Here is a 13,269-nt window from a genome sequence, read left to right on the forward strand (position 1 = left end):
TAAAGGATATTAAATCATATGGAAAACCATGGTTATTAGCTTAGAAAGGATTTAATAATACTAATATTTCAATCATATGAAGTTAACATACATTGCCCGTCTAAAATTTTTCCCCTTTTATTTGATCTCCCTATTACCAATGCCTATTTTATATTTCATATCTGATGTTTTATATATTATTGTTTATAAAGTTGTTAGCTATAGAGAAAAGGTAGTTCGATATAATCTTGTAAATGCTTTTCCAGAAAGAACTGGATACGAAATAAATATAATCGAAAAGAAATTCTATCACCATCTTTGTGATATTGCAGTAGAAGCTATTAAAACACTTACAATAAGTGAAAAAGAAATCAAAAAGCGATTAATTATACGTAATCCAGAATTGTTACTAGATTTTCAGAAAAAGCACCAGAGTATATTAATGTATGCCGCACATCAGGGAAATTGGGAGTGGTTAGTGTACTTGCCAATATATTTTCAAATTCCTTCATATACTTTTTACAAACCATTAAAAAATGGATATTTCAATGAACTGTTTTTAACTATAAGAGAACGATTCGGGGTAAAATGTATAGCGGCGAAAAAAGGATACAGGACTATCATAAGACAGAAGAATGAAAACCTACCCGTAATGAACTGTATAATAGGGGATCAAAGCCCCAAACGAAAACAGGCAAAAATATGGAAAGAATTTATGTATAGGGAAACAGCTTTTTTGACCGGTGCAGAAAAAATTGCCGATAGAACTGGACCCGCCGTGGTTTTTCCAAATTTTAGAAAAATAAAAAGAGGACATTACGAGTTACAGTTTCATATTGTCGAAAAGACGGAGACAAGCAGTATTATAGATAATTATATTAAACTTTTGGAAAGTTCCATAAGAAAAAGTCCTGAATTATGGTTATGGAGTCACAAAAGATGGAAATTGAGCTCATAGATACTCACTATAGGCTAAGGCTAAGCTTACATTATCGAAAATTAAATTTCTTAGCGGTTTTTTGGCACTTAGATGATCTAAGAAATAATGTTTTTCATTTTTACCTTACCTTTTTCATTAGTTATAGCATTCATATAAAACATTAACGATTCATGCTGATAGTGGGCCCTGGATATTTCAGTGGTATCCAAAAAGGGTGAATTATCATAGGTCATCGTTAATTGAAAATAAAGTTTTGAATATAGATTAGCATCAAAATCTTCCCTGTAGAGTCCCTGTCCTGTCTTCCGCACTTTTTAAAAAACAGCTTGGGATGCATTGATTTTACTGGAATGAATTTTGAAAATGGGTGTTGCAAGCCTATTTTTGAGGATGTTTTTAAGAAGATTAAAGAATCGTTCTGGTAGTATATCGGTACAAATTATTTCCAAAGAAAGAGGGAAATACAAGGTTGTTAAGTCTATTGGCAGCGGTAGCAATGAGCAGGAGATCCAAAAACTTGTTTTCCTGGGAAAGCAGGAAATAGAAAGACTGGAGGCTCAGGGAAAATTGTTTGTTTCAGAAAATGATATTGTTGTAGAGCAGTTATTTGAAGCTTTGGGCAATGCCAGTATTAAAACCGTGGGCCCGGAAATTATTTTTGGAAAAATATATGACAGCATCGGTTTTAATGAGATCAATGAAGATCTGTTTCGCCATTTGGTGATTGCCAGATTGGCCTTCCCTTTGAGCAAATTAAAGACTATTGAATACCTGTACCGGTTTCAAGGTGTAAGGCTGGATATAGATGCTGTATATCGTTTCCTGGACAAGCTCAATGACCGTTTAAAAATACAGGCTGAGCAGATTTCTTTTGCACATACTTTAAAAGTTCTTGGAGGTAAGATCAGTATTGTCTTCTATGATATGACCACACTTTATTTTGAGGCCAGCGATGAGGATGATCTTAGAAAAGCAGGCTTCAGTAAGGATGGGAAGCATCAGAACCCCCAGGTTTTTCTTGGTTTGTTGGTGGGGCTTGGAGGCTATGCCATTGGCTATGATATTTTCGAAGGCAATATTTATGAAGGACATACTTTGATCCCATTCATAGAAAAAACAACAGCAAAATTTAATTTGGAAAAACCTGTGATTGTTGCCGATGCTGGCTTATTGTCAAATTCCAACATCTTGGCCCTTGAAGAAAAAGGTTACCAATATATCATTGGGGCAAGGCTAAAAAACGAACCAGAAAAAATAAAAAAACAGATACTGGCAAAAAAGCTTACTGATGGCCAGATGATCAAAATACCAAAGGCTGAAAAAACCCGTCTGATTGTTACCTATGCGAACAATCGAGCGGCAAAAGATGAGCACAACCGAAAAAGAGGATTGCAGCGCCTGGAAAAGCGGATAAAATCTGGAAAGCTCACCAAATCCAACATCAACAATAAGGGTTACAATAAATATCTAAAAATGAAGGGGGATGTGACCATTGAAATTGATTATGAAAAATTCTGGAAAGACAACGCCTGGGATGGATTGAAAGGCTACGTAACCAATACAGGACTATCAGATAGACTCGTAGTCGAAAATTATAAAAACTTATGGCATATTGAAAAAGCCTTCAGAATGTCAAAGACCGATTTACGAATACGGCCCATTTACCACAGATTGCGTCACCGGATCGAAGCCCATATCTGCATCTCATTTACGGCTTATAGTATTTACAAGGAATTGGAAAGGCTGCTCCATGCCGAAAAATCTACTATATCACTAAGAAAAGCAGCAGAACTCACACATAACATGTATCAAATAACTTATACCCTTCCTGATTCTAAACACACTAAATCCAAGCTCCTGAAAATGGATGATCAGCAGGCAGAATTATATCGAATCATCGAGAAAAATTTCTAGGGTGTTGCAACGCTGAAGACAGGATGATCTAAGAAATAATGTTTTTCATTTTTACCTTACCTTTTTCATTAGTTATAGCATTCATATAAAACATTAACGATTCATGCTGATAGTGGGCCCTGGATATTTCAGTGGTATCCAAAAAGGGTGAATTATCATAGGTCATCGTTAATTGAAAATAAAGTTTTGAATATAGATTAGCATCAAAATCTTCCCTGTAGAGTCCCTGTTTTCTACCTCTTTCAATATTATGCACAAGAATTTCCGAAAGCTTTTCTGAAAAATATAGCATGTGTCTATTAAATATCTCGGGATAATATTTTATTAGCTGCCTTAGCATAATGGAATCGTTAGTTCTTGAAGCTCTTTCAATATCCTCATCTCTGGCAAACATCCTTTCCACGGCGTTATCTATGGTTTCATCTAGATTTCTCATCTTTAAAAGAACTTTTTCCAACTTATACGTTAGCACCTCTTCCAGCAGAACTTCCTTATTTTTATATTTCTGGTACAACGTCTTTTTAGAAATTTTTAGTTTCTGGGCTATGTCATCCATGGTCACTGTCTTGGCTCCATAATAGATGAAAAGATCTGCTACCTTCTCTAGTAATTCAATATCTTTCACCATTTGTTCTGGTTTTAAAAATTTTATTTAGGTAATTGGTTTTATAAAAATATTCCTTTTTATGCTTTAGTACAAAAAGGAGCTGACTGCCCTTTAACAGTCAGCTATTGCACTTTAATCAAATTCTAATTCCTGTTCAGGATGAATGTGCTCATAATCTGCTACCATCAGCTCCTCATAATTCTTTTCCTCTTTAGAAGAGAATTTCTCCTCCAGGCGTACAAAAATCATATATACCACCGGTACGATTACCAGGGTAAGGAATAACGATGATAATAATCCTCCAATAATTACAATTGCCAGACCATTATTCATCTCCGCAGCCGCTCCCGAGGCCAGTGCAATAGGAAGCATCCCGAAAACCATGGCAATGGTCGTCATTAAAATTGGACGCAGCCTCGCATGGTTTGCCTGGATTAAAGCTGTTCTTATTTTTTCTCCATGGTCCAGCCTATGATTGGCAAAATCTACCAGTAAAATCGCGTTTTTAGCAACTAACCCAATAAGCATTATTATCCCCAAAATGGTGAAAATGTTTAAACTTTGGTTGGTAAGAGCCAGTGCCCATAATGCTCCAATGAAGGATAGAGGAATAGAGAACAGCACTATAAACGGCTTCACGAAATCATCATACAGTACCACCATGATCATGTACACCAACATAATAGCTGCCAGTAAGGCAATTCCCAGCGTACCAAAACCTTCGCTTTGGCGTTCCATATCTCCGCCCCAGGTCCATTCCACACCTTTAGGCTGCTCGATATTCCCAAGTTTTTCTTCCCACTCCTGGGCCACTGCTCCCGTAGTTTTACCTACTGTTTGTGCCGAAACGGTTACAGAAGGCGAACGGTCGTAACGTTCAAGCAGGGAAGGGCCTGATTCATAATTAATATCCGCAAACTGGGCCAAATTAATCCTTTGCCCACTGTTATTTACAAACTGGATATTTCTTACATCTTCTATATCATTTCTCGCTGCTTCATCAAAAATAATATTAATGTCATACTCGTTGTCTCCGGTTCTAAATTTATTGTCTGTATTGCCACTAAACGCTGTGCGCAAAGTTTGCCCAACTGTGGCTACATTTAATCCCAGGGAAGCCATTTTATCCCTGTCTGCACTTACCGAGATTTCAGGATTACCATCTTCCACACTTGTCTCCACTTCGGTGGCACCATCCACAGTCCGTAAGACTTCCTCAGCAGCCTGGGCATAGGCGAAAGCTTCTTCAAATGAATTACCAGTAACAGTCATTTGGAGTGGGGCTGCCTGGGCCCCCATTATTCCCACAGGGACGACAGTTACTTCAGCACCCACTAGTTTCTGCTCAAGATCACGTTGTAATTTAGCGGAAAAGACATTGGTTTTATCTTCTCTTTCAGATCTGTCAACTAAAGTAACATTGATCTCAGATTTATTAGTGGTAGCCTGCGCAGCGCCCATTCCTCCACTACTGGACTGGCCAACTGTGGTAAGAAGACTCTCCACCTGTGGCATGTCCTGCAGATAAGCTTCTGCTTGTTGAGTGATAAAGTTGGTTTCTTCAATGGAGGCATCTTTATCAATTTCTAACTGAACAAGAAACTCTCCCCTATCTGTTTCCGGAAAGAAATCAGATCCAATATAGCCCATTGCAACAAGAGCAATAGAACTTACAAATAAACCAATCACTACCAGAAAAGTCTTAATTTTATTGTCAAGAGACCAGTTCAGGATATTTGTTACTTCTGCAGTAAACCAGGAAATCCCTGCTTCGAACTTATTTATTATCTTTCCGAAGAAAGATTTATCGGTTATAAGCTCCAGTTTTCCATATCTGGAAAATAACCATGGCACCACCGTAAAGGAAACCAATAGGGACAAGAGGGTCGCAATGATTACCGTAACACAAAACTGCGCAATAATATTTGCCACAAGGCCGGTACTCATCGCAATAGGGAGGAAAACCACCACGATTACCAGGGTGATCGCTGTTACCGTGAACCCAATTTCTGAAGCACCGTCATATGCGGCACGGATTTTATTTTTACCCATCTCCATATGGCGATGAATATTTTCGATAACCACAATGGCATCATCCACCAGGATTCCCACTACCAGGGAAAGTGCGAGTAAGCTCATCAGGTTGAGGGTGTATCCCATCAAATACATTCCTATAAAAGTGGCAATAAGCGAAGTAGGAATGGAAACCATTACGATAAGGGCATTTCGATAGCTATGCAGGAAGAAAAGCATTATGAATGCTACAAGTGCAATAGCGATAAATAAATCTTTTATTACTGAATTTGCCGCTTCAAGTGTAAATTCTGAAGAATCATCTGCTATTGTTATCTGTACTCCCTGCTCGGCATATTGCTGCTCCATTTCATCAATTTTCTCCTGCACAAGTTCACTTACAGTCACCGCATTCGCATCGGTTTGTTTTTGAACCTGAAGTAAAATGGTATTTTGACGATCAATACGTGCAATCTTTTCTACTTCCTTTTGCGTATCCTGAACTTCGGCAACATCAGAAAGTTTAATATTCTGTCCGTTTTGAGAAGCTATTGTAAGATTTCTCAATTCCTCTACAGACTGAATTTTTCCAGAGAGCCGGATAAGCGTAGTATTCTCTCTGGTGGTAAGGTTTCCAGTAGGAAAATCCAGGTTTGAAGCACTTATTATTTGCTGCACCATTGGAACGGTAAGCCCGTAACCCTGAAGCCTGTCAGGATCCAAATTTACCCTGATTTCTCTTTCCTGTCCTCCCACAAGATTCACCTGTGCGACACCCCGAAGCCGTGAAAAGGCAGGTTCTATTTTTTCATCAATTAGATCATAAAGTTCACTTTCTGTGAGATTTGCGGTTACTCCCATACTCATTATAGGTAGATCTGAAATTGAGAACTGTGAGAGCGAAGGTTCCTCTACGTCATCAGGAAGATCAGAGCGAATGGCGTTTATTTTTCGCTGTGCTTCATTGAGCGAAAAATCGACATCCGCTTCGTTTTCAAATTCAATAGTCACCAACGACAGGCTTTCAAAAGATTTCGACTGGATCTTTTTAATGCTCTCAAGGGAAGACACTGCATCTTCTATTTTACGGGATACGGTGTTTTCCACCTCGGCAGGAGCTGCACCGGGATAAACGGTCATGACGGTAACCACCTTTACTTCAAATTTTGGGATCAACTCATAGCTGAGTTGGCTATAGCTAAAAAGACCACCAATAATTAGTAATGCGAGCATTACAATTACAAGGCTGGGCCTTTTTATAGATACTTCTGCTAATTTCATTTGTTTTTCTTTATTTTATGATTCTCACCGCTGCATTGTCAGTAAGATTGATTTGTCCACTGGTCACGATCACGTCACCCTCTGAAAGACCGTTGGTAACCTGAACCTTATCGCCATAATTTATACCTGTCTTAATGGTAGTAAGATGTGCGATACTATCTTTTACAAGAAATATTTTATTATCACTTACACTACCAACAAATGCTTTTCTTGGGATGGTCAAAATGTTATCCAGCCCTGCTTCGTTAAACACTGCAGTAGCATACATTCCTGCTCTTAAATTTCCTCCGGAATTGTCCACAGTAATTTCCACAGGAAACTTAAGGGCTCCATTAGAGGCAGGCGCAATGAAACTGATCTTCCCACTAATGGTATCTTTGGTCACGCTGGGTACCATTTTTACAATGTCGCCCCTTTGTAACTGGCTTACCAAAGCTTCATCTACCTCTACGCGTAATTTAAGGGAAGAAATATCCACTACTTCTAGGATTGGATTGCCCGGAGCTACAACCATTCCTACTTCCACCATTTTTTCATTTACAATTCCGCTGATTTTGGAGCGGATGTTGGTGTCTCCGGAGCTTATTTGTGCAGATTGATACTGTGCTCTCGCATTTTCTACCTGCAACCTCGCCTGGTCCAGTTGTGCTGCGGTTACACCTCCTGTTTTAAAGGCTGCTTCGAACCTATTCAAACTGGAAATGGCATTATCAAGATTGGCTTTTGCATTAGTCACGTTTACATTAGTCTTATCACCAGAAAGCTTTGCTACAACCTGTCCCTCTTTGACCCGGCTTCCTTCCTCAACATAAATTGCCACAACCTGTCCATTCATTTCGGCTGAAATCTGCACCCTTGTCTGAGGTTCATAAGTACCATTTACAGTGAACATTCCACTAAGGCTTTCTTTTTGAACGGTGGCAGTTCTTACAGCTACTTCTGAATTTTTCTGAGCAACTATTTCCAGTTCTTCTTCATTGTTTTTTTTATTGTTTTGCAGGATCAGGAAGAAAGCTACGGCGACGCCGATTAGCACTACAATGGTTATGATTGTTTTCTTTTTCATCTTAAAGCTTATTTTCTTTTAGTATTTCTAGTTTCCCCTGTGACTTTAATAGCTCCACTTCGGCTAATTTATAATCAAGGCGGGCATTGGTTAGGTTATTTTTTGCTTCGGCGAGATCCCTTTCAGCATCAAGCATGTCATTTAAGCTTGCCAGTCCCAATTCATAATTGTTTTGGCTGTCTTCGAGCACTCCCTGCGCAAGCTCTACATTTTCTACCTGGGTTTCGATCGTGAGAAAACTGTTCTCTAGCTGTGCCACAGCATTGCTGTAGGCCAGTTGTAACGCAAGTTCTGTTTCCTGGAAATCTGCCTGCGCCTTTTCAATGTCGATCTGGTTTTGTTTTACCTTGGATTTGGTAGCAAAACCGTTAAAAATGGGAATTCTGATGTTAATTCCAACAGATGCAAGATCCGACCAGAAAACGCCTTTATCTTCACCGTTCCAAAGGGGTACCTCATCACCCTGGCCAAGCCAGCCATAATTAGCGGAAAGAGATGCCGAAGGATAATATTCGGCAAGGGTCGCTTTTTTCTGCCAGTTTAAAAGCTCGATCTGCTTTGCCAACAATTGAAGCTCTGTTCTTTCAGTCATTTCCAGACTTTCATTGGGGAGCAATGAAGGCTGAAAATTTTGTTCTGGTAGTTTTATTTCCTGACTAATAGGCATCCCGATCATAAATTTCAAGGTATTTTCACTCAGCTCAACGGCATTAATCATCCGCTGCCTGTTTGCGATAAGATTATTCAATGTTACTTTACTTCTGTCATAATCAATCTTTTTTGCCAGTCCGGTTTCATAAAGACCTTTTACGATTTCAACAGTTTGCTCTGTTAGCTCCAGATTGCTCTCCAAATTTTCAAGCATTTGCAGGGTTTGATATACCTGGTAATATGCAGTTGCAACCTTTTCAATAATTTCTTCGTTCGTAAGCTGTGCATTCAGTTGATAAAATTCCTTTGTGGATTTAGCCGCTTTAAGGCCGGTAAATACCGCCTGGTCAAACAGTGTTTGCGTCAACTGCGCCGTGGCAGTCGAGTTCCATTTTCTTCCAAATGCCACAGCTATATCTTCGCCCGGCCTTCCAAAGAATTCCCCGGGCAGGATATTCTCCTGCAAAAGAGGATTATAAGATGTATTTGCACTTCCGTTAAGATGTGGCAGTGCGTTAGATCTTACTTCGGCGATTTGCGCATTGGCCTTAATAATATCCAGACGTGCTTTTTCTGCTTCGGCTTTATGATCTAAAGCATAAGAAACAGCCTCTGGCAGGCTTAAAATAACTGGTTCCTGCCCAGAAGTAAGGCTCGTTACCAGAAGAAAACATATCAGTATTTTTTTCATTTAAACTTTATTTTTAATTTCTGCTTTTCTGAAATCAGGCGCAAAGGTAAACAAAGGAAACTATGATACAAAAATAGTTTTATTGTTTTTTTTAAATTAGTCTCCAAGTAAAAATGAAAATTTTTTTTTAATGGTGGAATGCCCCACTAGAACCGGTTGTTTTCGTTCTGATCAAATAGGATCATGTCAATTAAAAATGAAGAAATTTATGCCTATGATTTAAAAGGAAGTCATGTACTGACCCAAGATCATTTCTACTATATGATACAAACGATCTCATATATGATCGGGATCCAATAGCATCTGTCATACGTCAGGACGCTGTAGGAAACAGGTGTCTGAGCTGGTAGTCGACCTATCATTATCACCAAAAATTGTACAATGTTACTAGTTTAGTTAAGTTATCTGTAAGCTTCATTGATGAATTTCAAAAGAGATCTGGCTTTTCCTTTTGATATGGAAGGTATCAGTGGATTAACCTATAACGAAGAGAAAAAAGCATTCTGTTTTCGTTTATTTTCAGTTCCTATGAAAACCTACTTAGGAAAAGATTACACCGATAAACGTAGATTGCTAGAGCGGTTAGTAGCAGGCGAAACTAAGCTATGCGCCTCGCAGATTCAACTGAAAGATAATAAAACCTATTTACTGGCGGTTTTTGAAATTGAAAAGGAAAGGCATACCCTGAAACCGGATGTTATTGCCCAGGCTTCTTTATCCCTTGAATACCCGATTGTTGTAAAAATCGGAATGACAAAACTTAGCATTGGTACCAGGGAAGAGTTTTTATATCGGAGGTTAGCCATACAGGCTGCACGGAAAAGGGCAGAGGCAGGAGCTACTTTTTCCAGATCAGGACAAGGACGTAAAAGAAAAACAAAAGCAGTGCAAAGATTCCATGAAAAGGAAAAGAATTATGTTAGTCATCGCCTCCACCTATACAGCCGGAAATTAATTGATTTCTGTGTGAAACACCAAGCAGGAACGCTAATTTTAATAAACCAGGAAAATAAGATAGGCATTGCCAAAGAGGAGGAATTTGTCCTAGAAATTGGAGTTATTATGAGCTGACCACTAAAATAAAATACAAGGCTGAGAAAGCCGGGATTGAACTTATTATAGATTAAAGTTTTGGTTATGAGGGTGCTTGTACACCCGTAATGTGAGGCATTAGTTGCACTCACTAAATGCGTAAAGCATATACAACGGCGTGGGCTTTCTTATTTTATTTTCTTCGTGCATGGAACCTTTTTACAAATTCCATCTGGTTCTGGAACAAACACAAATATTTATTTTACGAGGAAGTCACAATTTATGGCCCCATATCTCCCATAACTAACCTTGCGCGTGGTTCCTGTGCTGTTTTTATAGTGTACGGAAAGTTAAGCGTAAAGTAAAAACAGCATAGGGCGCATACTTACTTATGCCACTGTTCCAGCCAATTGCAATAACCTTCTTTTATTTCCAGATTTTCCGAGAAAAAGATTTGATAGGATTCAAGTTTTGATTCAGAAATAGTTCGATAGATCCAAAATTTCTCTCCTTCGGTTATTTTGGAAGAGTAAATAAAATATCCCAATCCGGATAAAAGCAGGATCAGAATACTCCCAAATAACACAAGAATATAGTTGGGGATCAGACTGGCTCTTTCCAACTGGATATTGATATCTCTAAATAATTCATTTTTTAATTCATCAGCCTCTTCCTGTTTTTGAAGAAAGCTCTTTAGATTCTCATCAATAGCAGCTGTACTGATAGGAATACTCATTTTATTGAGCTTTTTGGATAATAAATCCAGTTTTAAAATAGAAACTTTAAAATCGGCCATTTCATCAGCCATCAGTTCCATGATCTCATCTAGTTTTTTCATACTCATTAATATTTAGTAGCCCATTCCCATACCCATACCGGTATCAAGTCCTCGCTTGATCACCTGTTTAGCCAGATCTTTAGCTATTTTACTGGCCATGTTTGTGCTAAGTTGTACGGTGTTATTCACCAGCTTTAAAGTCTTAGGTACTTCCCTGAGTTTACTGTAACAATTATTCTGAGAAATTTCTGCGATTAGTTTACTACCACTCATGGACCGGTGGACCTCACTTCCTTTTAAATTGGCGCCCTGATATTCGAACCGGAAGCCCTGCAGCTGATTGGATTTGTTGATACTGGGAATGACCTTTACATTACGTGCATTCATTTTTTGTATGTACTCATCCAGGGTTTTGGGCCTTGATTCCAGAACTTTGTTATGGATATGTTTAATGGCCAGTCGCTGCCATTTTAACTCCTGTAGCTTTCCCTGTTGTACTTCTCTTACCCGGGTTAGCCCTAATTGTTTGGCTACATTATCTGCGGCGATCTGACTTCGTTTTCCTATAAAGCTATCTTTATAAACTTCCCCTTTTAAGCTGATACGATTTGCATAGATGTGAATATGGGTATGTTCCTTGTCTTTATGGACAAAACCAATGGCCTGATTATTCTGGAGATTCATTTCCTTTATAAATCCCTGGGCAATCTTTTCTAAATCCTGGTGGCTTAATTCCTTCCCGTCTTTGATGGTTGGACTTACTATAAAACTCAGGGTATTTTTAGTACAGCGGTCATTTTGAGATTGAATGATCTTAAACTCATCGGTGATCTGCCCGGGCGTATCACCGGCCAGGTGTTGTTTGAGAACTACTTCTGCTTCTTTTTCCTGATTCCATCCATAGTCGAGGGAAGCCTTGGTGCTTGCTATAGACTGTCCTTTGCCAATCATTTTTTAAAGTTTTGAAGGTGCGTTCTAATTTCTTCAGCGAGATCTTCAACGTTTTTCGCCAGCCGGGGATCACTTTTTTTAAACATATTAGTGATTCGCATAAAATTGTTTTTATACTGGATCAGTAGCTGGTAGCATTCTACTTGTTCCGGAGTTAATCGTTCCACGATATTGATTTTAAAAGCGGTAGCCCGGAGATATTCTGAAAGGGAGATTCCTGCCCGGGCCGCTCTTTTTTTGAGTAGCTTTTTCTCGTAGATCGAGCAGCGTATCTGGATGTATTCCCGTTTCATTTTTAATATTTATTTTCTTTGCAACCTCCGGGCGCAAAGCAAGATTGTCATGACAATGACACATCTTGCTTTGCTACTCAAAACGATTTATGGCCACTGTAAATCGACTACCCACAAGCTAGTTTTTCATTAAGGTCTTTATAGTTTTTATAGCGATTACTCTGGTCTTTTAAGTGGGGATAATACTGAAATAATTTCTTTGCGTTTTTCTTCCCGGATTGATCATTATCCAGGTAGAGATCAACCGACGTATAGTTTTTGAAATAGGATGTTATCTGTTGTAAAAATGAAAGCGAGTTTAAAACGATGATATCCGAACCATTTAATTCCTCCGGATATATTTCAGCAATGGATAATAGATCAAACATTCCTTCACAGACGACCAGGTTATCATTTTCATTCTGGAGGTAGGTATAGCTTTTAGGAGAACTGGAAGTTTTAAAATAGAGACTGCGCAGTTCCCAGCCACCATCCTTATTTTGAAGTCCGATGGCATAATAAGATTTTTCCCGGCATTCGTACCAGACTTCCTTACAGTAGCTTCTGGCAACTTCAAGGGAAATACCTCTAGATCTTACATACTTCTTTAGGTAGCTCTTGGTGATCGGTTTTACTTGTATGATGGTATTACCGCATTCCTTTTCTGAAGTATCGGTTATAGTACCCTGGAAGCTAAATACAGGCAATTCATCCGAGAGAAACTGCAGTGCTTCTCCAACGCTGCAATTTGATAGTAGACACACCAGATCAATGATATTCCCACCTTCACCAATTCCGAAGTCATACCATCGGTTCAGTTTTAAAGACACTTTGAAAGAGGCCTGTGTTTCTGACCGAAGGGGACTCAGAAACCAGGCTTCTTTCTCCGTTTTCCTACTGGGGAAGTGGCCCAATTTTGCGAGGGTTTCCACGATGCAAATATTGCGGGCTCTTTCACAGGTTAGTTTTTGAAGTTTCATTTTTCTATAATTTTAGTTACCTACTTACCTTTTCCAGTCATAGCAAGGCTTTTCAAATAAAAATGCTAGTTACCTTTAGTTACCTATCTTACCTAAATTCCAGGTTTTAGGTAA

Annotated in this window: 11 protein-coding genes and 1 pseudogene; 3 read left to right on the forward strand and 9 right to left on the reverse strand. The window is 38.8% G+C overall.

Going from position 1 to position 13,269, the window contains the following annotated elements:
- The first annotated feature begins 76 nt into the window (after positions 1-76).
- The gene (locus AC2S94_RS11270) at positions 77-937 is read left to right on the forward strand and encodes a lysophospholipid acyltransferase family protein (RefSeq protein WP_484628695.1); all 861 of its coding nucleotides are present in this window, start codon (positions 77-79) and stop codon (positions 935-937) included.
- A 77-nt stretch (positions 938-1,014) separates the two neighbouring features.
- On the opposite strand, the gene AC2S94_RS11275 is transcribed toward AC2S94_RS11270, so the two are convergent.
- Complete coding sequence (locus tag AC2S94_RS11275) at positions 1,015-1,230, reverse strand: hypothetical protein (protein ID WP_484628696.1); 216 nt, start codon at positions 1,228-1,230, stop codon at positions 1,015-1,017.
- Positions 1,231-1,309: 79 nt separating this feature from the next.
- Here AC2S94_RS11275 and AC2S94_RS11280 point away from each other — a divergent pair, with 79 nt between their 5' ends.
- Positions 1,310-2,833 carry an IS1634 family transposase gene (locus AC2S94_RS11280; RefSeq protein WP_484628697.1) on the forward strand — a complete coding sequence of 508 codons (1,524 nt, stop codon included), beginning with the start codon at positions 1,310-1,312 and terminating at the stop codon, positions 2,831-2,833.
- 28 nt (positions 2,834-2,861) lie between these two features.
- Here the strand turns inward: AC2S94_RS11280 and AC2S94_RS11285 are convergent, their stop codons facing one another.
- The 4 genes from AC2S94_RS11285 to AC2S94_RS11300 form a co-directional block, all read right to left on the reverse strand.
- Positions 2,862-3,461 (reverse strand): TetR/AcrR family transcriptional regulator, encoded by a 600-nt coding sequence (locus tag AC2S94_RS11285; protein ID WP_300440928.1) that lies wholly within the window; start codon positions 3,459-3,461, stop codon positions 2,862-2,864.
- Between the two features lie 111 nt (positions 3,462-3,572).
- Positions 3,573-6,734: an efflux RND transporter permease subunit gene (locus AC2S94_RS11290; protein WP_300440931.1), complete on the reverse strand. Its 3,162-nt coding sequence runs from the start codon at positions 6,732-6,734 to the stop codon at positions 3,573-3,575.
- Positions 6,735-6,744: 10 nt separating this feature from the next.
- Entirely contained in the window at positions 6,745-7,800 is a 1,056-nt protein-coding gene (locus tag AC2S94_RS11295) for an efflux RND transporter periplasmic adaptor subunit (protein ID WP_219548145.1), read from the reverse strand.
- A 1-nt stretch (position 7,801) separates the two neighbouring features.
- Complete coding sequence (locus AC2S94_RS11300; protein ID WP_484628698.1) at positions 7,802-9,142, reverse strand: TolC family protein; 1,341 nt, start codon at positions 9,140-9,142, stop codon at positions 7,802-7,804.
- Between the two features lie 414 nt (positions 9,143-9,556).
- Between AC2S94_RS11300 and AC2S94_RS11305 the strand changes: the two are divergent.
- Positions 9,557-10,269 (forward strand): annotated as a pseudogene (locus AC2S94_RS11305) (nuclease/transposase family protein); the annotation flags it as partial.
- Between the two features lie 290 nt (positions 10,270-10,559).
- Here AC2S94_RS11305 and AC2S94_RS11310 read toward each other — a convergent pair.
- From AC2S94_RS11310 to AC2S94_RS11325, 4 genes are all read right to left on the reverse strand, one after another.
- On the reverse strand, positions 10,560-11,012 hold the full coding sequence (locus AC2S94_RS11310; RefSeq protein ID WP_156282211.1) for a DUF6730 family protein: 453 nt from the start codon (positions 11,010-11,012) through the stop codon (positions 10,560-10,562).
- A gap of 12 nt (positions 11,013-11,024) precedes the next feature.
- Positions 11,025-11,903, reverse strand: coding sequence for a relaxase/mobilization nuclease domain-containing protein (locus AC2S94_RS11315; RefSeq protein WP_219548151.1), 879 nt, complete (start codon positions 11,901-11,903; stop codon positions 11,025-11,027).
- Positions 11,900-12,196, reverse strand: a complete 297-nt coding sequence (gene mbpA, locus AC2S94_RS11320) for a mobilization protein MbpA (protein WP_156282207.1) — start codon at positions 12,194-12,196, stop codon at positions 11,900-11,902. The genes AC2S94_RS11315 and mbpA overlap by 4 nt, the downstream gene beginning before the upstream one ends.
- A 107-nt stretch (positions 12,197-12,303) precedes the next feature.
- Positions 12,304-13,155, reverse strand: coding sequence for a toprim domain-containing protein (locus tag AC2S94_RS11325; protein ID WP_121346090.1), 852 nt, complete (start codon positions 13,153-13,155; stop codon positions 12,304-12,306).
- Positions 13,156-13,269 lie beyond the last annotated feature (114 nt).

Source organism: Christiangramia pacifica (assembly GCF_057221535.1).